18 protein-coding genes are annotated in these 20,518 nt (G+C 65.2%); 4 read left to right on the top strand and 14 right to left on the bottom strand.

Annotated elements, in window-relative coordinates:
• The first annotated feature begins 51 nt into the window (after nt 1-51).
• Nucleotides 52-1,509 carry an exodeoxyribonuclease I gene (gene sbcB, locus AB7A72_RS06405; RefSeq protein ID WP_312528347.1) on the top strand — a complete coding sequence of 486 codons (1,458 nt, stop codon included), beginning with the start codon at nt 52-54 and terminating at the stop codon, nt 1,507-1,509.
• A 60-nt stretch (nt 1,510-1,569) separates the two neighbouring features.
• Here the strand turns inward: sbcB and AB7A72_RS06400 are convergent, their stop codons facing one another.
• Complete coding sequence (locus AB7A72_RS06400) at nt 1,570-2,799, bottom strand: nucleoside recognition domain-containing protein (RefSeq protein ID WP_239811861.1); 1,230 nt, start codon at nt 2,797-2,799, stop codon at nt 1,570-1,572.
• A 253-nt stretch (nt 2,800-3,052) separates the two neighbouring features.
• On the opposite strand from AB7A72_RS06400, the gene AB7A72_RS06395 reads away from it, so the two are divergent.
• Together AB7A72_RS06395 and AB7A72_RS06390 are read left to right on the top strand one after the other, a co-directional pair.
• A complete protein-coding gene (locus AB7A72_RS06395) occupies nt 3,053-4,957 on the top strand; it encodes a propionate--CoA ligase (protein ID WP_369459360.1) in 1,905 nt (634 codons plus the stop codon).
• Between the two features lie 239 nt (nt 4,958-5,196).
• Entirely contained in the window at nt 5,197-5,697 is a 501-nt protein-coding gene (locus AB7A72_RS06390; RefSeq protein ID WP_239811863.1) for a pyridoxamine 5'-phosphate oxidase family protein, read from the top strand.
• 65 nt (nt 5,698-5,762) lie between these two features.
• Here AB7A72_RS06390 and AB7A72_RS06385 read toward each other — a convergent pair whose 3' ends face one another.
• The 8 genes from AB7A72_RS06385 to mnmC all read right to left on the bottom strand — a co-directional run bounded on the left by AB7A72_RS06385 (nt 5,763) and on the right by mnmC (nt 14,129).
• Nucleotides 5,763-6,113: an antibiotic biosynthesis monooxygenase family protein gene (locus AB7A72_RS06385; RefSeq protein ID WP_369459359.1), complete on the bottom strand. Its 351-nt coding sequence runs from the start codon at nt 6,111-6,113 to the stop codon at nt 5,763-5,765.
• A 109-nt stretch (nt 6,114-6,222) separates the two neighbouring features.
• Nucleotides 6,223-6,552 carry a ferredoxin FdxA gene (gene fdxA / locus AB7A72_RS06380; RefSeq protein WP_230776950.1) on the bottom strand — a complete coding sequence of 110 codons (330 nt, stop codon included), beginning with the start codon at nt 6,550-6,552 and terminating at the stop codon, nt 6,223-6,225.
• Between the two features lie 117 nt (nt 6,553-6,669).
• Nucleotides 6,670-8,031, bottom strand: coding sequence for a sulfate adenylyltransferase subunit 1 (locus AB7A72_RS06375; RefSeq protein WP_369459358.1), 1,362 nt, complete (start codon nt 8,029-8,031; stop codon nt 6,670-6,672).
• Nucleotides 8,031-8,963: a sulfate adenylyltransferase subunit CysD gene (cysD, locus tag AB7A72_RS06370; RefSeq protein WP_239811866.1), complete on the bottom strand. Its 933-nt coding sequence runs from the start codon at nt 8,961-8,963 to the stop codon at nt 8,031-8,033. The genes AB7A72_RS06375 and cysD overlap by 1 nt, the downstream gene beginning before the upstream one ends.
• Before the next feature lie 37 nt (nt 8,964-9,000).
• Nucleotides 9,001-9,639: a phosphoadenosine phosphosulfate reductase domain-containing protein gene (locus AB7A72_RS06365; protein WP_369459357.1), complete on the bottom strand. Its 639-nt coding sequence runs from the start codon at nt 9,637-9,639 to the stop codon at nt 9,001-9,003.
• A complete protein-coding gene (locus tag AB7A72_RS06360) occupies nt 9,636-10,037 on the bottom strand; it encodes a DUF934 domain-containing protein (protein WP_369459356.1) in 402 nt (133 codons plus the stop codon). Before AB7A72_RS06360 ends, AB7A72_RS06365 begins: the two co-directional genes overlap by 4 nt.
• Nucleotides 10,038-10,055: 18 nt before the next feature.
• Nucleotides 10,056-11,855, bottom strand: a complete 1,800-nt coding sequence (locus AB7A72_RS06355; RefSeq protein ID WP_239811867.1) for a nitrite/sulfite reductase — start codon at nt 11,853-11,855, stop codon at nt 10,056-10,058.
• 255 nt (nt 11,856-12,110) lie between these two features.
• Nucleotides 12,111-14,129: an FAD-dependent 5-carboxymethylaminomethyl-2-thiouridine(34) oxidoreductase MnmC gene (mnmC, locus tag AB7A72_RS06350; protein WP_369459355.1), complete on the bottom strand. Its 2,019-nt coding sequence runs from the start codon at nt 14,127-14,129 to the stop codon at nt 12,111-12,113.
• A 173-nt stretch (nt 14,130-14,302) separates the two neighbouring features.
• Here mnmC and AB7A72_RS06345 point away from each other — a divergent pair, with 173 nt between their 5' ends.
• On the top strand, nt 14,303-15,556 hold the full coding sequence (locus AB7A72_RS06345) for a glutamate carboxypeptidase (protein ID WP_369459527.1): 1,254 nt from the start codon (nt 14,303-14,305) through the stop codon (nt 15,554-15,556).
• Between the two features lie 28 nt (nt 15,557-15,584).
• Here AB7A72_RS06345 and mmsB read toward each other — a convergent pair whose 3' ends face one another.
• From mmsB to AB7A72_RS06320, 5 genes are all read right to left on the bottom strand, one after another.
• Complete coding sequence (mmsB, locus tag AB7A72_RS06340; RefSeq protein ID WP_369459354.1) at nt 15,585-16,556, bottom strand: 3-hydroxyisobutyrate dehydrogenase; 972 nt, start codon at nt 16,554-16,556, stop codon at nt 15,585-15,587.
• On the bottom strand, nt 16,553-17,044 hold the full coding sequence (locus AB7A72_RS06335) for a TfoX/Sxy family protein (protein WP_369459353.1): 492 nt from the start codon (nt 17,042-17,044) through the stop codon (nt 16,553-16,555). Before AB7A72_RS06335 ends, mmsB begins: the two co-directional genes overlap by 4 nt.
• 43 nt (nt 17,045-17,087) lie before the next feature.
• The gene (locus AB7A72_RS06330; RefSeq protein WP_239811871.1) at nt 17,088-18,254 is read right to left on the bottom strand and encodes an acyl-CoA dehydrogenase family protein; all 1,167 of its coding nucleotides are present in this window, start codon (nt 18,252-18,254) and stop codon (nt 17,088-17,090) included.
• 80 nt (nt 18,255-18,334) lie between these two features.
• The gene (locus AB7A72_RS06325) at nt 18,335-18,760 is read right to left on the bottom strand and encodes a lysozyme inhibitor LprI family protein (RefSeq protein WP_369459352.1); all 426 of its coding nucleotides are present in this window, start codon (nt 18,758-18,760) and stop codon (nt 18,335-18,337) included.
• Between the two features lie 68 nt (nt 18,761-18,828).
• The gene (locus tag AB7A72_RS06320) at nt 18,829-20,352 is read right to left on the bottom strand and encodes a CoA-acylating methylmalonate-semialdehyde dehydrogenase (protein ID WP_312409020.1); all 1,524 of its coding nucleotides are present in this window, start codon (nt 20,350-20,352) and stop codon (nt 18,829-18,831) included.
• Nucleotides 20,353-20,518 lie beyond the last annotated feature (166 nt).

Raw genomic sequence — 20,518 nt, 5'->3', positions numbered from 1 at the left:
GCGCGCCCAGGTTGCTCGGCGCTGGCTACCAGAGCAGGCATACTAGCGGGCATGCAGAATTCCCCGTCCGCCTCCGCCAGCTTTTTCTGGCATGACTATGAAACCTTTGGCGCCGTGCCGCGCCGTGACCGCCCCGCGCAGTTTGCCGGCATCCGCACGGACATGGATCTCAACGAGATTGGCGAGCCGGTCATGCTGTACTGCCAGCCAGCGCTCGACTACCTGCCCAGCCCCCAAGCCAGCCTGATCACCGGGTTGACGCCCCAGCACTGCCTGGAGCAGGGCGTGCCCGAGCACGCGTTTGCAGCGGTGGTGGAGGGCGAGCTGGGCCGTCCCGGCACCATCGGTGTGGGCTACAACACCATCCGCTTTGATGACGAGGTGACGCGCTACCTGCTGTGGCGCAACCTGCGCGACCCCTATGCCCGCGAATGGCAGAACGGCTGCGGCCGCTGGGATCTGCTCGATGTCGTGCGCATGGTCCATGCGTTGCGCCCCGAAGGCATCCAGTGGCCCAGGAAGGACGATGGCTCGGTCAGCTTCAAGCTCGAAGACCTGGCCCGCGCCAACGGCATCCTGCATGAATCGGCGCATGATGCGCTCAGCGACGTGCGCGCCACCATTGGCCTGGCCCGGCTTATCAAGCGCCTGCAGCCGCGCCTGTTCGATTTTGCGCTGGGCCTGCACAAGAAGGACCGCGTCATGCAGGAGCTGGCCCTGCCGGCCACCGCTGCACAGGCCCGGCCCTTTCTGCATGTATCGGGCATGTACGGGGTCGAGCGTGGCTGCATTGCGGTGGCCTGGCCGCTGGCCCAGCACCCGACCAACAAGAACGAGATCATCGCCTGGGACCTGTCGCAGGACCCGAGCCACCTCGCAGAGCTGTCGGTCGACGAGATGCGCCTGCGCATGTTCAGCGCAGCGGCCGATCTGCCCGAAGGCATGACGCGCCTGCCGATCAAGACCGTGCATCTGAACAAGTCGCCGATGGTCGTCAGCAGCCTGCGCACCTTGAGCCCCGAGCAGGCCCAGCGCTGGCAGATCGACATGGACCAGGCCCTGCGCCATGCCGCGATTGCCCGCGATCTGCCCGATATGAGCGCCACCTGGGCCGCCGTGTTCGAGCGCCCGCCGCTGCAGGACGTGGATGTGGACCAGGATCTGTACGGCGGCTTCATCGGCCAGGCTGACCGCCGCCGCCTGACCCAGCTGACCGGCATGCACCCGCAGGAGCTGGCTGTGGCCAAGCCTGGGTTTGATGATGCGCGCCTGCAGGAGTTGCTGTTCCGCTACCGCGCGCGCAACTTCCCCGATTCGCTGAACCCCGAAGAGCAGCAGCGCTGGCTGGAGCTGCGCATCGCCTTCCTGCAGGAAGGCCGGGGCGGCGCGCGCACGGCCGAGCAGATGTTTGCCGAGATCGACCAGCTGCAGGAAACCGCTGATGAGCGCGCCGAAGAGATTCTGGGCACCCTCTATGACTGGGCCGACGCGATCATGCCGGATGCCTGACGGCAGCTACATCCCTCAGCAGCATGCGTCTGCAGCCCGTGCAGGCCGCTGCTGCAGGCATCAGCCAAAGAACTGGTAGCAGACCACAATCGCGGCCACCACGCCCGAGAACTCGGCCAGCAGCGCGCAGGGCACCGCATGGCGGGCGCGCTGTATGCCGACGGCGCCAAAGTACACCGCCAGCACATAGAAGGTGGTCTCGGTGCTGCCCTGGATGATGGCGGCTGCCAGCGCAGGGAAGCTGTCCACGCCATGGCTTTGCATGGTCTCGATCAGCATCGCGCGCGCAGCGCTGCCCGAGAAGGGTTTGACCAGCGCGGTAGGCAGCGCATCGACAAAGCGCGAATCCATGCCGCTCAGGTCTACCAGCCAGCGGATGCCGTCGAGCGCATAGCCCAGCGCGCCCGAGGCGCGGAACAGACCGACGGCGCAGAGCATGGCCACCAGGTAGGGCAGCAGCCCTTTGGCCACGTCGAAGCCTTCCTTGGCGCCTTCGATAAAGCTCTCATACACAGCGACCTTGCGCAGCGCCCCCACCACCACAAACAGCACCACCAGGCCAAACAGGGTCAGGTTGCCCAGCAGCGATGAAACCTGCGCCATCGCGGTCGACGTCAGTGTCGCCAAAAAAGCCATGAAGCCAGCCAGCACCAGGCCTACCGGCAGCAGATAGGCCAGCACCACCGGGTGCCACAGCGGCAGGCGCTGCACGATGGCCACTGAGATCAGGCCGACCAGGGTAGAGACCGAGGTGGCCAGCAGGATCGGCAGAAAGACCAGGGTCGGGTCGGGCGCGCCTTGCTGCATGCGGTACATGAAGATGGTCACCGGCAGCAAGGTCAGCGACGAGGCATTGAGCACCAGAAACAGAATCTGTGCATTGCTGGCCGAGGTGGGCGAGGGGTTGATGTCCTGCAGCGCACGCATGGCCTTGAGCCCGATGGGGGTGGCAGCGTTGTCCAACCCCAGCGCATTGGCGGCAAAGTTCAGGGTCATCAGGCCCAGCGCAGGGTGGCCGCGCGGCACCTCGGGCATCAGCCGGGCAAACAGGGGGGCCAGCCAGCGGGCCAGCATATCGACCAGGCCGGCTTTTTCGGCAATCTTCAAAAAGCCCAGCCACAGCGTGAGCGTGCCAAACAGCAGCACCATCACCTCGACCGAGAGCTTGGCCATCGCGAACAGCGCCTGCACCATGTCGCCAAAAATCTGGGCATGGCCGCCCACCAGCCACTGCGCGAATGCGGCAAAGGCTGCCACTACAAAAAAACCCAGCCACAAACCATTGAGCATGGGACACCCTTCGTCATCCGGCACGCCACAGCACCGGGGTGGTGCGCCATGCCGCTGATTGTGCGCGATGCCGCAGCCTGCCCGGGCCGGCCGGCGCCGAAACTGCGCCCGGTGCCGCAAAAGCCCCTCTGGGCGGCCCGCATGTATGCGGGAAAACCACAGGGTAGCCCGCACAGCCGGGCGCGCATTTGTCAGCGGTTTGCAAGACAAAGGGAAATAATGGCTCCACGACAAAAGATGGAGACAGACTTCGATGAGCCGTTTTGCCGACTTCTACGACCGCTCGATCAATGACCGCGATGCCTTCTGGGCCGAGCAGGCGCAGCGCATCGACTGGCAGGTGCCGCCCCAGCAGATCTGTGACTACAGCAACCCGCCGTTTGCGCGCTGGTTTGCCGGTGGCCTGACCAATCTCTGCCACAACGCCATCGACCGCCATGTGGCAGAGCGCGGCGACCAGGCCGCGCTGATTGCGGTATCGACGGAGACCAATACCGAGCGCAGCTACAGCTATGCCGAGCTGCACCGCGAGGTGCAGCGCATGGCCGCCGCATTGCAGGCCCTGGGCGTCAAAAAAGGCGACCGCGTGCAGATCTATATGCCGATGATTGCCGAGGCCGCCATCGCGATGCTGGCCAGCGTGCGCATCGGCGCCATCCATTCGGTGGTGTTTGGCGGCTTTGCCTCGGGCTCGCTGGCCACGCGCATTGATGACGCCCAGCCCAGCGTCATCATCAGCGCCGATGCCGGCTCACGCGCCGGCAAGGTCGTGCCCTACAAACCCTTGCTGGACGAGGCCATTGCGCTGGCCAGCCACCCGCCCCAGGCCGTGCTGATGGTGGACCGGGGCCTGGCCCCCATGCAGCTGGTGGCGGGCAGGGACCACCTTTGGGCCGATCTGCGTGCCCGGCACCTCGATGCGCAGGTGCCCTGCGAATGGGTGGAGTCCACGCACCCCAGCTACACGCTCTACACCAGCGGCACCACCGGCAAGCCCAAGGGCGTGCAGCGCGACACCGGCGGCTACACGGTGGCGCTGGCCGCCAGCCTGCCGGCGATCTTCGATGCCAAGCCCGGCCAGACCTTTTTCTGCACCAGCGATATCGGCTGGGTGGTGGGCCACAGCTACATCATCTATGCGCCGCTGATCGGCGGCATGGCCACGCTCATGTATGAAGGCGTGCCGGTGCGGCCGGACCCGGGCATCTGGTGGAGCCTGGTCGAGAAATACAAGGTCACGCACATGTTCTCGGCGCCCACCGCTATCCGGGTGCTCAAAAAGCAGGATCCAGAGTACCTGCGCAAGTACGACCTGAGCAGCCTGCAGGCGCTGTGGCTGGCCGGTGAGCCGCTGGACGAGCCCACTGCCAGCTGGATCAGCGGCGCCATCCAGCGCCCCATCATCGACAACTACTGGCAGACCGAAACCGGCTGGCCCATCCTCACGCTGTGCAATGGCGTCGAGCCCCAGCCATCGCGCTTTGGCAGTCCGGGCAAGGCGGTGTTTGGCTACCACGTCAAGCTGATCGATGGCGACACCGGCGCCGAGCTGCAGGAGCCGATGCAAAAGGGTGTGATCGCCATCGAAGGCCCCTTGCCGCCTGGCTGCCTGATGACCATCTGGCGCGACGACCAGCGCTTCGTCAGCACCTACTGGAAGAGCATCCCCGGCCGCCTGGTCTACAGCACCTTTGACTGGGGCGTGCGCGACAAGGACGGCTACTACTTCATCCTGGGCCGCACCGATGACGTGATCAACGTTGCCGGCCACCGCCTGGGCACGCGCGAGATCGAGGAAAGCATCTCCGGCCACCCGGACATTGCCGAGGTCGCCGTGGTCGGTGTAGCCGATGCGCTCAAAGGCCAGGTCGCACTGGCGTTTGCCGTCGCGCGCAGCAATGCGGTGGCCGGTGACCTTGCCGCCTGCAATGCGCTGGAGAAATCCGTCTGCAACCATGTCGACACGCAGCTGGGTGCCGTCGCCAGGCCGGCGCGGGTGTACTTTGTGGCCAGCCTGCCCAAGACCCGTAGTGGCAAGCTGCTGCGCCGCGCGCTGCAGGCCGTGGCCGAGAAACGGGACACCGGCGATCTGTCGACGATGGAAGACCCGGCAGCACTGCAGCAGGTGGTGGCGGCCATGACAGCGGCGCAGCGCTGAAGCCACCCGGGCCTGCGTGGAGGCCACCAGGCGCGCTGCGCAGAGGTACCGAAGCTTCGGCGCAGCGGCTCAGCACGTGTTGCCGTAACTGCGATCACCCCCATCGGTGGCCGGGGAGGGGTGCGAATCCTTCACAGACGGATCATGGAAGCGCCGATCCCCGGGGAGGCGTTTGCCTTACAACGGCGGCCAAGACCCATCGATACAGTGAAATTTTCCAAATCGACAGGAGTCTCGCCATGGCCCAAGAAAATCCGCGTGAAAAATTGTGGGAACTGATCAAGGACATTCGCTTTGCGATGATTACCCACCGCCATGAGGATGGCAGCCTGCATGCCTGCCCCATGACGACAGCCAACCGTGAAGGCATGAATGAGGACAAGCATCTGTATTTCCTGCTCGGCAAGGATTCGGATCTGTCGCGCTGTCTGCAGCATTCCAGCGATATCAATATCTCTTACGCAGACCCCGATAAAGACAGCTATGTGTCCATTTCGGCCAAAGCGTCGGTCAGCGATGATCTGGCGATCAAGGAGAAGTTCTACGGCCCGATGGCCAAGGCCTGGTTTCCGGATGGCCCCAACGATCCCAACCTGCAAATTCTGATTGCCCGCGTTGACTTCGCCGAATACTGGGATGTCAAGGAAAACAAGCTGGTGCAGCTGTTCAAGATGGCCAAGTCGGCAGTCACCGGAGAGCGGCCCGAAGGCATGGGCGAGCACCGCGAGATCCGGCTGTAAATCCCCGGCCCTCACCCTCCAACTGCCAGCCCTGTGCCATGTCCCATGGCGCAGGGCTTGTCACATCAGGCTGGGCTCGCGTGCTGCATGCCATAAGACCGTTCCACCTTCGCCACCCGCACCTGGTAATGCGCATACCAGCGCTCGGCACCGATGCGCTGGGCAATCAGGTGGTCGCTGTGGGCCTTCCAGCGGCGGATGTCTTCTTCACTTTGCCAGTACGACACGGTGATGCCCAGGCCGTCACCGCCACGCGTGCTTTCGGCGCCCAGAAAGCCAGGCTGCTGCGCGGCCAGCGCCACCATGGCATCGGCCATCTCGGCATAGGGCTGGTGCTCGGTGTCGCTACGCTGCGAGGTGAAGATCACGGCGTAGTACGGCGGCTGGGGGGTGTTGGCAAAGGCGGCACTGTGCATGGCGGTAGCTCTGGGTGGGCGCGAAGCATAAAAAAGCCAGCGCGGAGGCTGGCTTGGCGGATTCAGGGACTGGGCGTCAAAGCGCGGTATTCCTGCATAGGGACTGGGCTCAGCGGATCAGGTCCTTGAGCTTGCCCGGCTGGCCGTTGGCCTCGTCGGCGCCTTCAAGCGGTGCCTTGCGCTTGGTGATGCTCTTCCAGCCGTCGGCCAAGGCCAGTTCGGCATTGAGCTTGATGAAGGCCAACTGGTCCGCAGGCACATCCTCTTCGGCATAGATGGCGTTGGCAGGGCACTCGGGGATGCAGACGGCGCAGTCGATGCATTCGTCCGGATCGATGGTCAGGAAGTTCGGGCCTTCGCGGAAGCAGTCAACAGGGCAGACGTCCACACAATCGGTGTATTTGCACTTGATGCAGTTTTCGGTGACGACGTGGGTCATGGAATGGTTTTCGCCAGTGATTCAGACAAACAAACAGCGGAGGATTTTACGGTTTTTGTGCACAAGCACCTAACCCGCCTCCGAATAACGTGGTTTTTAGCTGCGGGACTGCTTGCTTTATTCCACCAATACCGCGGCAGCCGTGCTGTTGGAAGCCGTGTCCACCAGGATCAGCGAGCCCAATTCACGCGAGCGCACAAACGCGGCCGCCGGAATTGCTTCCTGCAAGCTGATCTCCACGCGGCCAATGGCATTGGGTTCGAGCTGCTCGGCATCCTGGCGCTCCAGCGAGTGGATGTCCAGGCGGTTGAGCACCTTGCGCACCTTGGCCTTGATCCAGCGGCGGCCATGCAGCGCCCAGTACACGCGGCCGGGCAGCAGAGGCTCGTTGTCCATCCACGCGATGGTGGCGGTGATCTCGCGCGTTGCGGGCCAAGCGGGCCGTTCGCTGGGGGTGTCAAAGTCATCGTCGGCAGCGTGGGTCACCGCAGGCGCGGGGGCTGCAATGATCCAGTCACCGCGCGAGACATCCACCTCGCGGTCGAGCACAATGCCGGCGCTCTGGCCGGCGCCGCGCGCTACGGGCTGGCGGACATGGTCCAGCACCTGGGCGACGGTAGCGCGCTGGCCGCTGGGCAGGATCTGCACGGCGGTGCCCACTGCCACATCGCCTGTGCCAACACGGCCCCAGAAAATGCGGCGGCCCTGGTGGGTGTCGGCCGACGCAGAGAACTTCTCGACCCATTGCACGGAAAACGCCAGAGGCTGGCCGGCGTCGGCGGGCGTCGTGGGCAGCTTTTCCAGCAGCTCCAGCAGGCTCGGGCCCTGGTAGCCGGCCCAGTCGGGGTGCGCGGTCACCACGTTCCAGCCCTTCAAGGCCGAGACCGGGATGGTGGCAGCGACGGTGATGCCCGCTGCCTGGGCAAAAGTTGCCAGCGCATTGCGGATATTGGCAAAGGCCAGGGCCGGGTCGGCCACGGCGTCGAGCTTGTTGATCGCAAACACCAGCGAGTGCACGCGCAGCAGATGGGCCAGCAGGCTGTGGCGGCGGGTCTGGGGCAGCAGCGCGAGCTGCGGGTTCTGCCAGTCCAGCTTGGTCGCGTCCACCAGCACGACGGCCGCGTCGGCGCTCGATGCGGCGGTCACCATATTGCGGGTGTACTGCTCATGGCCGGGTGCATCGCCAATGATGAACTTGCGCGTCTCGGTGGCGAAGTAGCGGTAGGCCACGTCGATGGTGATGCCTTGCTCGCGCTCGGCAGACAAGCCATCGGTGAGCAGGGCCAGGTCGGTCTCGCCACTGCGCTGCACGCCGGCAAGCTGGTCCTGCAGCACCGATTTGCTGTCCACCAGCAGGCGGCCGATCAACGTGGACTTGCCATCATCGACCGATCCGCAGGTGATGAAGCGCAGCGCCGATGCGGTGCGCTGGTTGTCGTGGGCGGGGGTGCGCACGGCGCTCAGGGTATCGGTAGTCATCAGAAGTATCCGTCTTTCTTGCGCTTTTCCATCGAGGCGTCGCTGGTCTTGTCGTCCATGCGGGTGGCGCCACGCTCGCTCACATCGGCAGCCAGGGTCTCCAGCACAATGTCATCGGCCGAGGCGGCGTCGCTGCTCACCGGGCAGGTGCAGGTGATGTCGCCCACGGTACGGAAGCGCACGGTGCGGTTTTCAATGGTTTCGCCTTCGCGGGCGGGGGTCAGCGGCGTCACGGGCACGAGCAGGCCCTTGCGCTCCACCACATCGCGCTGGTGGGCGTAGTAGAGGCTGGGCAGCGCGATGTTTTCGCGCGCAATGTACTGCCAGACATCGAGCTCGGTCCAGTTGCTGATCGGGAACACACGGAAATGCTCGCCGGGGGCCAGGCGGGTGTTGAACAGGGTCCAGAGTTCGGGGCGCTGCGCCTTGGGCTGCCACTGGCCAAAGCTGTCGCGGTGGCTGAAGATGCGCTCCTTGGCGCGGGCCTTTTCCTCGTCGCGGCGCGCGCCGCCAATCAGTGCGTCAAAGCGGAACTCCTCGATCGCCTCGAGCAAGGTCACCGACTGGTGCACATTGCGCGATTCGCCGGGGTGGGCCAGGCGCACGGTGCCGCGCGCCATCGAATCTTCGACGCTGCGCACGATCAGATCGGCGCCCAGTTCCTTGGCGCGCAGATCGCGGAAATCGGTCACCTCGGGGAAATTGTGGCCGGTGTCGATCATCAGCAACGGGTAGGGGATGCGGCCGGCGCCAAAGGCTTTTTCGGCGCATTTGAGCATCACCAGCGAATCCTTGCCGCCGGAAAACAGCAGCGCAGGGCGCTCGAAGGCGGCTGCCACTTCGCGCAGGATAAAGATGGTTTCTTCTTCCAGCGCATCCAGGTGCTGGTTGCTCAGGTGGTTGAGCACATCGGTTTCGACACGGGCGTTCATATCTGAGGGACTTTCTTGTCGGGCGGGCTGCATACGGTCAGTGGGCAATGTGCAGGCCGCATTCGCGGTTGTCTTCGCCCTTGGTGGGATCCACATAGTCGAAGTTGTTGGGCAGACCGTGTTTTTCGCAGTATTCGTAGAGGTCCTTGGACGACCAGTGCAGCAATGGTGCCACTTTGATGAGGCCATCGGGGTTGAGGCTCACGGCCTCCATCTGCGCACGCACGGCGGTGTCGGTCGCGCGCAGTGCGGTGAACCAGACCTGGGGCCGGGTCTCGCGCAGCGCGCGGGCAAAGGGCTCGAGCTTGACCTCTTCGGTAAAGGCGGCGTGGCGCGGGTCATCAAGCGCGGGCGTCGCGCCTTCAACGGCTTCGCGGTGCGCACGCGAGCGGCGGGGCAGGTAGATCTGCAGGTTCAGCTGGAGCTGGCGCGCCACCTCGTCGGCAAAGCGGTAGGTGGCCTCGGTGTTGTAGCCGTTGTCCATCCAGACCACCGGCACATCGGGCTGCACTTGCGTGACCAGGTGCAGGATCACCGCTTCAAACGGGCGGAAATTGGTGGTCACGATGCTGGTCTGGCCCAGCGACAGCGCCCAGCGCACCAGGCCGGCAGCGTCGTTGCCCAGCTCGGCATTCACACGGGCCAGCTCTTGGGGAGTGAGGGTGGTCTTGCTCATGCGGCGGCCTGGTCAAAATGGGGCTTGGCTTCGACGCCGCCTTGGTAAAAACCGGCAAAACGCTCAAACTGGCGCGCGGCATCGGCCACGTCCACGCCTGCTTTCAGCACCGCACTGCTGAAACCGGTGCGGTGCATCTGCACCAGCTGGTCGATCAGCACATCGCCATGGGCGCGGATGTCGCCCTTGAAGCCCCGGCGGCGGCGCAGCAGGTAGGCCTGGCTGAACGCGCGGCCATCGGTGAAGGCGGGAAAGTCGAGGTCGATGCGCTCCACGCCATCGAGCGAGACTTGCAGTGCATCGGCATCATTGGCCAGCCGCAGCACGCTGCGGTCGCCTTCGGCAGCGGGCTGGTGGTCACCGGCGGCCAGGATCTGGAAATCGTTGGGAATGCTCATCGTTGTTCTTCTCAATGCTCAGGCTTCGGTGGTTTCTGCAGCCGTATCAGCCGCTTCCGGCAGGCGGGCGGACTTGCCGGCTTCCTTGAAGGGATCCAGGCCGACACGGCGCACCGTATCGATAAAGCGTTCGCCGTTGCTCCGCAGATCGCGGTAGGTGGACAACACCGCTTCGATCACACCCGGCACTTCGGCGGCGCTGAACGAGGGGCCGATCACCTTGCCGGCCTGGGGGGCGCCCGACAGCTGGGCGCCGTCGGAGCCGCCCACGGTGATCTGATACCACTCCTTGCCGTCCTTGTCCACGCCCAGAATGCCGATATGGCCGCTGTGGTGGTGGCCGCAGCTGTTGATGCAGCCGCTGATATGCAGGTCGATGTCGCCGATGTCGTCGAGCTCGTCCAGGTCCTGGTAGCGCTCGGTGATGGCGGCGGCAATCGGCAGGCTGCGGGCATTGGCCAGTGCGCAGAGGTCACCGCCGGGGCAGGCGATCATGTCGGTCAGCAGGTCCACATTGGTGCTGGCCAGGCCCAGGGCCTTGGCCTGCAGCCACAGGTCATGCAGCTGGCTCACATGCACCCAGGGCAGCACCACGTTCTGGTCGTGGGTCACCCGGGCTTCGCCGGCGGAGAACTGGTCCACCAGCTGGGCGAGAGCGTCGAGCTGCTCGCCCGAGGCATCACCGGGCGCCTGGCCAACGCGCTTGAACGACAGCACCACGGCACGCAGCTGCGGGTTCTGGTGGGCGCGCACATTGCGGCTCACCCAGCGGCCAAAGGCCGGCTCACGTGCGCCTTGCTCGGTCAGCAGGTGCTTGGCTTCGGTGGCGTTCACCTGCGGGTAGGCCGACAGGTCCGGCGCGACAAAGCAGGCGGCAACACGGTCGAATTCGGCCTGGGGGATGGTGTGCGGGCCGCCGTCGACTTCGACGATCTGGCGGAATTCCTCTTCCACCGAATCAATGTAGGTCTGGCCTTCGGCCTTGACCAGGATCTTGATGCGGGCCTTGTACTTGTTGTCCCGGCGGCCGCGTTCGTTGTAGACGCGCACGATCGCCTCGATGTAGTTGAGCACCTGGTTCCAGGGCAGAAACTCGCGGATGGGTGTGCCGATCACCGGCGTGCGGCCCATGCCGCCGCCGACAAACACCTTGAAGCCGATTTCACCAGCCTCGTTCTTGACCAGATGCAGCCCCACATCGTGCCAGCCGGTGGCGGCGCGGTCTTCGGCCGAGCCGCTGATCGCAATCTTGAACTTGCGCGGCAGGAACGCGAACTCGGGGTGCAGGGTGGTCCACTGGCGCAGCACCTCGGCATAGGGACGGGGGTCCACCAGCTCGTCCACCGCCACGCCGGCCAGCGCATCGGTGGTCGTGTTGCGGATGCAGTTGCCGCTGGTCTGGATGCCGTGCAGGTTGACGCTGGCCAGCAGGTCCATCACATCGGCGGACTTGGACAGCGGAATCCAGTTGAACTGCACATTGGTGCGGGTGGTGAAATGGGCGTAGTGGGTGGGCAGGTAGGTGGTGCCCATGGCGCCCTGGGTCTTGAGCGCGTCCTGGTACAGCTGGGCGTCCGGTTCATCGTATTCGCGGGCGATGCGGGCGAGCACGCGGATCTGGGCAGAGTTGATTTCGCCATAAGGCACTGCCACCCGCAGCATCGGTGCGTAGCGCTGCACATACCAGCCGTTTTGCAGACGCAGCGGGCGGAATTCTTCTTCACTCAGCCGGCCCGTTTCCCAGCGTTGGAGCTGGTCACGGAACTGGTCTGCTCGGGCCTGGACAAACTGGCGGTCAAAAGGGGTGTATTGGTACATCGTGGTGCGGAAGTTGCAGCTACCGAGCCCTGGTGTGCCCGCTGCCCCAATGGCGGCGGAGCTGGGCTGTTGCGATGTACTGTAGAAAAGTTTTATATAAACTCAAACTACATTTTTCTCAGTCCTGTATGACATCGAGTTATATGAAAATGGCAAATGCTAGTGAGTAAATGGCATATGGGCGCAGTAGCAGTCCCGGTAGACGGGGCGAAGCGAAGGCCCTGGCCGCAGCAACCACGGGCTTTCAAACACCGCTTATTTGCAGTATCGGTCGCTGGCCAGCGCCAGGGCCAGCGGGTTGGCTACCGGCAGCGGCTCCGTATGCAGGCGGGCCGCCAGCAGTTCGGCGCAGAGCAGCGCCCAGGTCAGGCCGCGCGATCCCATCGCCGTCGCGACCCAGGGGCTGGCGAGGCCTTCGGGCAGCGCTTGCAGCGCCTGTGCCGGCAGCAGCGGGCCCACCAGCGGTAGCCGGTCGGCCGATGCGCAGCGCAGCTGGGCCCAGTGCCGGGCCTGGGCAAAGGCCTGGGCGTCAGGCCGGTGGCCGGCCGGCAGCAAGGTTTGCAGCTTGGCCCAGTTGCCGGCATGCGCAGCGGCGGCATCGTCGGCAGAAGGTGGCAGTGTTGACTGACCACGCTCAAAACTTGATCCCATGACCCAGGCCGCTTCTCCGGTCTGCCCATGGCGGAAATACGGCACCCAACTGCCATGGCCGTTGACGGGCGGGTGGACAGTCGGCGCCTGGCCGGCCGGGTAGCTGCCCCAGCTGACCTGGCCGCGAATGGTTTGCAGCGCTGGGGCCGCAGCCAGGCTTTGTCCGTTGATGCGGATGCTGGCCGATTGCGGCCCGGCGCAGAGCACGACCAGATCGGCCTGCGCCCATGGCTGGCCTTGGCCGTCGCGTAGCGACCACTGCGGCGGGCCTTCTGCGGTCTCCAGCGCGTCGAGCGCCTGCACCGGCGCGTTGCCCACAAAGCGGATCGCTGGATGGTCCAGCAGGGCCTGCACCAGCGCGGCCGGGCGCAGCCAGCCGCCGCGCGGGTGCCAGAGCGCCGGGGTGCCGGCGGGCAAGCCCAGCGCCTCCAGGCAGGCGGCGCTGGCCTCGTCACTCCAGTCAGCGGCAGGCGCGGCCAGCGTGTCTCTCCAGGCGGGTGGCCGTCCATGGGCGCTGCGGCGTGCCGACACCGCCGGGCCGTCGCCATGCGCTGCCGTCTCATCGGGCGGCGTGCCCAGTTGCCGGCGCTCCAGCACCCCGGTCATCTCCCAATCCACCCCGGCCTGCAGCAGCTGCTGCAAGCATTGCAGGCTGCAGCGCTGGCCGGCGCGGGTGATGCGCGAGAGCAGGCTGTCGTCGCTGCTGGTATGGGGCGCAAAAATGCCGGCGGGCAGCGCAGACGCGCCGGCGGCCGGATGGCTGGCGGCATCGAGCACGGTCACCTGCCAGCCGCGCAGGGCCAGTTGGCGCGCGCAAGCCGCACCGGCGATGCCCGCGCCGACGATGGCAGCATGCCCGCCACCGCCGGCGAGCCGCGCTGGCAGGGCCTGCGCGCCCATGGGCCACAGCGGCGCCTTGCGGGGCTCCCAGTGCGGCGCAAAGCTGGCCTGCAGGTTGTCGCGCTTGGGCGGCACGCCGGGCACCTTTCGCACCTCAAAGCCGCACTGGGCCAGGTCGCGCCGCAGCTGGGCGGCGATGGTCCAGGTGGCGAGCCGGGTGCCGCGCCGGGCGCAGCGTGCCACGGCCTTCAGGGTGTGCAGGCTCCACATGTCGGGGTTGCGGGCGGGGCTGAAGCCGTCCAGGTAGATGCTGTCGGCGACCAGCTCGTGCTGGCGCAGCATGGTCTGGCTGTCGCCCACCAGCAGGCTGAGCAGCACCTGGCCACCGGCCAGGCGCAGCCGGTGCACGCCCGGCAGCAGGCCCCACCATTGGGCTGCCAGTTCCTCGGCCAGCGGCAGCAGATGGGGAAACTTGCGCGCCTGCTCCAAGAGGTCAGCCGCCGCAATGGGAAAGGCCTCGGTCGAGACAAAGTGCAGCAGCGCAGGGCGGGCCGGGTCTTGCTGCCAGGCATGCCAGGTGACCAGAAAGTTCAGCCCAAAGCCAAAGCCGGTCTCCAGAATGCGCCACTGCGGCTGGCCCGCCCAGGCCTGGGGCAGGCCGCAACCGGCCAGGAACACCTGCTGGGCCTGGGCCAGTGCATGGGCGGCTTCGCTGTGGTAGCGGTCGCCAAAGCGGGGGCTGTACGGTGTGCCGTCGGCCATCCATTGCACGGTCTCGGTCATGGCTTGCAAAGATCATTTCTCAAAGAATGCGCATTGTAGGGAGTGGGAGGCTGCTGCAGCGCCGGTATCGCCGCTTATGGCGGTTTTGTGACAATTTGTTGTCGAAGCCGTACTATCATCGGCCCATGCCTGATCGACCGTCTTCCTGTTCTTATGTCTTCTGTGGTTTGTGGATGGCGCTGGCCTGGAGCGCGCCCGGCCACGCCCAAGCGCCTGCCAAAGCCCAGCCTGCCGTGTATGCCGCAGCGCAAGCAGAGCAAAACCCCATGCTCGCCACGTTGAAAAACCTGGTGCATATCGAATCGGGCAGCCGCGATTATGGCGGCGTCAGCTATATCGCCCAGGTGGCTGCCGAGCGCCTGAAAGCACTGGGCGGCGAGGTGCAGACCATCCCCGCGACGGATGTGGTGCGGCTGGAGGATACGCCCGAGCAGGTCGGCCCCATGGTGCAGGCTGTCTTCAAGGGCCGGGGCCAGTCCCGCATCCTGATGATGGCGCACATGGACACCGTCTACCAGCGCGGTGATGTCGATAAGCAGCCTTTCCGCATCGAGGGTGACCGCGTCTACGGCCTGGGCGTGGAAGACGAAAAGCAGGGGGTGGCGCTGGTGCTGCACAGCATTGCGATGCTGCAAAAGCTGGGCTATGACCGCTTTGGCGAGATCACTGTGCTGTTCAACAGCGATGAAGAGATCAGCTCGCCGGGCTCACGCCGGCTGATCAGCGCGCTGGCGCGCGACCAGGATGCCATCTTCTCGTTCGAGAGCGGTGGCCTGCAAGGCACCTTGCACCTGGCCACCAGCGGCATTGGCGCGATGTTCCTGGATGTGGAGGGCAAATCCTCGCACGCCGGGGCCAAGCCCGAGGCAGGGGTGAATGCGCTGTATGAACTGTCGCACCAGCTGCTGCAGATGCGCGACCTGTCGCAACCCGAAAATGGTCTGAAGCTGAACTGGACCATCGCGCAGGCGGGCACCACCCGCAATGTGATACCGCCCCATGCGCAAGCGCAGGCTGATGCCCGGGCGCTGCGGGCCCAGGATTTTCAGGCGCTGCAGGATGCGGTGCAGGAAAAAATCAAGAACCGCCTACTGGAGGGCAGCAAGGTGACGGCCCGCTTTGAACTGCGCCGCCCGCCGATGCAGGCCAGCGACGCTGCCCGCCGCATCGCCGCACAGGCCCAAGCCATCTACCAGGATGAGCTGGGCATACCACTGCATGTGAACGATGTGGCGCTGGGCGGCGGCACCGATGCCGCTTTTGCCGCCCTCAACACCCGGGGTGGGGTGGTCGAGGGCATGGGCGTGTGCGGCTACGGCGCGCATGACATGTATGGCGAATACATCCTGCTGGACTGCATTGCGCCGCGCCTGTACCTGGTGGCGCGCATGGTGATGGCGCTGTCGGAGCCAGCGACCGCGCGCTGAGCACCGGCCGCCGGAGCAGGGCTGAGACTCAGCCCTTTTTCTGCAGCATCTTGATGACGCTGGAGAAGTCCTCGCCACCATGGCCGGCAATGCTGTGCGCCGCATACAGCTGGCGCGCCATGCCGCCCAGCGGGGTGCTGGCCTTCACCGTCATTGCGCTTTCCTGCGCCAGGCCCAGGTCCTTGAGCATCAGGTCGGTGCCAAAGCCGCCGGTGTAGCCGCGCGCGGCAGCGCTGGCGTCCTGCACGCCGGGGAAGGGGTTGTAGACCTCCAGCGCCCAGTTGCCGCCCGAGCTGCGGCGCATGATCTCGCTGAGCACCTTGGGATCCAGGCCATTGGCAACGCCCAGCGCAATCGCCTCGCTGGTGCCGATCATCAAAATGCCCAGCAGCATGTTGTTGCAGATCTTGGCCGTCTGGCCTGCGCCCACATCGCCGGCGTGGAAGATGTTCTTGCCCATTTTCTCGAGCAGCGGGCGGGCACGCTCCAAGTCTGCTGCGCTGCCGCCGACCATGAAGGTCAGGGTGCCGGCAATCGCGCCACCGGTGCCGCCGGAGACGGGCGCATCGATAAAGCCAATCCCCAGCGCTTGCGCGGCCTTGGCCACTTTCTGGCTGGTCGCTGCCGCAATCGTGGAGCTGTCGATGATCAGCGCGCCTTTGGCAATGCCTTGCAGCAGGCCCGCCTGGCTGCCGTTGCCCAGAAACAGGCCTTCGACATGCTGGCTGGCGGGCAGCATGCTGACGACCACCTCCGCGCCTTCGACGGCCTCCTGGGCGCTGGTCGCGGCGCTGCCACCTTCTGCCACCACCTTGGCTACCGCCTCGCGGCTCAGGTCAAAAGCGTGCACCTGGTGGCCCGCCTTGGCCAGGTTGATGGCCATGGGCGCGCCCATATTGCCCAGGCCGATGAATGCGATAGTTGCCATGTTTGTCTCCTTGAAGGTGTTATTGCAAAGCTTGTCGGTTGGTAGGGGTTGCGAATGACAGTCAGTACTCAAAGATCGCTGTCAAACACGCTGTGGCGTTTGCGGGCGGCGGGGGCCGGGCCCGCATCGCCAGCCGGCTTGGCGGTTTTTGGTTTTTTGAGCGGCTTGGCGGATGGATCGGAAGCGGCTGCCCTGGGCTTTTTCTTCGGTGTGGCCTTGGCGCGCGGGTTGAAGGCCAGCGCCGCATCGATCCAGTGCTGCCAGGCCTCGCGCGTGGCGTAGGCCGCGGGGCCGACCAGAAAATAGCCGTCCATCAAACCTTTGGACGACAGCGGGCGCAGGCCAGGCATTTCTGCCACCTGGGCATGGGTGTCGGGCGCCAGGCGCACCAGCAGCTCATCGTTTTCCACGCCCAGGCACATCTTGCCGTCGACCATGAACACATGGCAGCCGAACATGGTTTTCTCTTCCACCGGGACGCACACGGCTTGCTCGGCCAGTGCCAGGCGTACGGCATCGATGAGGCGCAAAGTTTCGGGGTCCAGAGGGCGGCGTGGCATGGTGGGATAGTGCTTGGGCAGAAGGGGCAGGGCAGGGGCCTGCTCAGCGGATGGCCTCGGGCGCATCTCCATCGAGCATGCGCCGGGCGATGATGACCCGCATGATTTCGTTGGTGCCTTCCAGAATCTGGTGCACCCGGGCGTCGCGCATCAGGCGCTCCAGCGGGTACTCCCGAATATAGCCGTAGCCGCCGTGCAGCTGCAGCGCATCGTTGCAAACATTGAAGCCGGCGTCCGTCGCAAAGCGTTTGGCCATTGCGCAGTAGGTGGAGGCATCGCGCGCGCCGGCATCGAGCTTGCTGGCGGCCAGGCGCACCATCTGGCGCGCGGCGACCAGTTCGGTGGCCATGTCGGCCAGCTTGAATTGCAGCGCCTGAAAGCTGGCAATCGGCTTGCCGAACTGCTTGCGCTCCTGCATATAGCTTTGCGCCTGGGTCAGCGCGCCCTGGGCCGCGCCCACCGAGCAGGTGGCGATATTGATGCGGCCGCCATCGAGCCCCTTCATCGCGATCTTGAAGCCTTCGCCCTCGCGGCCCAGCAGGTGGTTGGCGGGGATGCGCACATTGTCAAAGCTGATCACACGCGTGGGCTGGCTGTTCCAGCCCATCTTTTCTTCCTTCTTGCCGTAGCTGATGCCTTCCAGGTGTGCAGGCACCGCAAAGGCGCTGATGCCTGAGGCGCCCGATTGGGCATCACCGGTGCGGGCCATCAGCACCAGCATGTCGGTGGCGCCGGCCCCGCTGATGAAGGCCTTGCTGCCGTTGATGATGTAGTCATGGCCGACCAGCTCCGCCCGGGTTTTGAGCGAGGCGGCGTCGGACCCGGCACCGGGCTCGGTCAGGCAATAGCTGGCCAGCTTCTGGCCGCTGGCGAGCAGGGGGCCCCATTCATCGCGCACGGCATCGCTGGCCCAGGTGCCCAGCATCCAGGTCGCCATGTTGTGGATGGTGATGAAGGCGGTGGTGGAGGGGTCGACCGCGGCCAGCTCCTCAAACACCAGGGTGGCGTCCAGCCGTGGCAGCGCCAGGCCGCCGGCGTTTTCAGGCGCATACAGGCCGCAAAAGCCCAGCTCGCCGGCCTTGGCAATCGCCTCACGGGGGAAGACGGCTTCTGCATCCCAGTGCGCGGCATGCGGGGCCAGCTCGGTCTGGGCAAAGGCGCGCGCGGTGTCGGCAAAGGCGCGTTGGTCTTCTGATAGCTCGAAATCCATGGGCTTGTCTCCTGTCTCTTATCGCGCTGCGCCGGGCATGCGAGGCCCGGGCAGCACCGTTATGTGGTGAACGCGGCTGGCTATGGTTTTTGTAGCAGCTCGGGCGGCGGGCCCTCGTGCAGCCAGACCATCAACTCCTTCTTGCGCTTGCCGATTTCGGCCACCAGGCATTCGTGGTAGCGGCGCGGCCAGTCGGGCTGGGCCTCGTGCGCGGCCTGCTGCTTTTTGCAGATGGCCGCGCGCTGGCGTATCCACTCGTTCTGATCGCGGCGCAGTGCAGGGCGCTCGTGCGCCGACAGAATGCGCATGACGTCGGCATAGAGGATGTTGTTGTCGGTATCGGCTTGCTGAAAGGCCTGCACCGCGCAGGCATTGGTTTGCTCGGTATTGCCGCCGCTCACACAGGCCGCGCCTGCCTGGGCAAGCACGGTCTGCGGTGCGAGGGCAGCCGAGGCTGCAAAAAACAGAGCCAGCAGTGCTGGGCGGAATGCAAAGGAATGGGGCATAGCCCAGATCATCGCCGCAAAACCGCAGCGGTCCGGCAAAGGGCCGCTGCGGTGTTGGCCAACGCCGCTTACTTCAGGCTGATCGTGGTGTTCACGCCATGGGCAATGGTGCTGTCGTCAAACCAGCGGGCCGTCACCGTCTTGGTCTGCGTGTAGAACATGACGACCTGCTTGCCGTAGGGGCCCAGGTCGCCGAGCTTGGAGGCGCGGCTGCCGGTGAACGAGAACAGTGGCACCGGCACAGGAATGGGCACATTGATGCCGATCTGGCCGACATCGATCTCTTCCTGGAACTTGCGCGCTGCGGCGCCGCTTTGCGTGAAGATCGCTGTGCCGTTGCCATTGGGATTGGCGTTGATGAAGGCAATCGCCTCATCGATATCGGCAGCCTCGGCAATGCAGAGCACCGGGCCGAAGATTTCCTGGTCATAAATGGCCATGCCGGGCTTGACGCCCGAGAAGACCGTCGGGCCGACGAAATTGCCCTTTTCATAACCCGCGACGGCGGGCTTTCGGCCATCGAGCTCCAGCTTGGCACCGTCGGCAATGCCGCGCTCGATCAGGCCCTCGACCCGCGACAGCGCCTGGCAGGAGACGACCGGGCCCACATCGGTGCCCGCTTCGGTGCCGGCAGAGACCTTCAGGGTCTTGGCTTTTTCGACCAATTCGGGGATCCACTTCTGCGCTTCTCCGACCAGCACCACCACCGACAGCGCCATGCAGCGCTGGCCAGCGGCACCAAACGCCGCACCCGCGAGCGCGTTGAGCGACTGCTCCTTGTTGCAGTCGGGCAGCACGATGGCGTGGTTTTTCGCGCCCATCATGCATTGCACGCGCTTGCCGTTGAGCGATGCGCGGTTGTACACATGGGTGCCGACCTTGGTCGAGCCCACAAAGCTGATCGCCTTGATATCGGGGTGGTCGCAGATGGCGTTGACCGCGTCTTCGCCGCCGTGAATCACATTGAGCACGCCCGGGGGCACGCCGGCTTCCAGTGCCAGCTCGCACAGGCGCATGGTCACCATCGGGTCTTGCTCGGAGGGCTTGAGCACAAAGGTGTTGCCGGTCGCAATCGCCATCGGGAACATCCACAGCGGGATCATCGCCGGGAAGTTGAAGGGAGTGATGCCGGCGCAAACGCCCAGCGGCTGGTTCAGGGTGTAGGTGTCGACACCATTGGCCACATTGTTGGCCAGCTCACCCAACTGCAGGGAGCCGATGTTGGCCGCATGCTCGACCACTTCCAGGCCGCGAAACACATCGCCTTCGGCGTCGGGCAGGGTCTTGCCTTGCTCGGCCGTCAGGATGGCGGCCAGCTCCTTCATGTTCTCGCGGATCAGCTGCTGGAGCTTGAGGAAGATGCGGGCGCGCACGCCAATCGGCGTCTTCTTCCAGGTCTTGAACGCTTCCTTGGCATTGGCCACGGCGGCGTTGATCTCTTCGGGCGTTGCAAAAGGCACGCGGGCCAGCACCTGCTGGGTCGCAGGGTTGACGACGTCACGCCACTGCGTGGTCTTGGACTCGACCAGCTGGCCGTTGATCAACAGCTTGACGGTCGGCGCCAAGGTGCTGGTGGATTGCGGTGCGTTCATGTTTTGTCTCCTGGGTATCTGGGTCACGAGCGGCGGCAGGTTGCCAGCGGGCAAGCTACCGTTGGTGCCCATGGTAGATGTGCGCATTCGCCCAAACAAGAGGTTGTCTGCACATGGCTGTGCGAAGCTGCACATTTACGCTGTTGCAGAAGGCTTGGGGCATACT

Source organism: Comamonas sediminis (genome assembly GCF_041107495.1).
Taxonomy (GTDB): domain Bacteria; phylum Pseudomonadota; class Gammaproteobacteria; order Burkholderiales; family Burkholderiaceae_C; genus Comamonas; species Comamonas sediminis.
The sequence above is the reverse complement of the archived record's forward strand: the minus strand, read 5'-3'. Positions and strand labels throughout refer to the sequence as shown.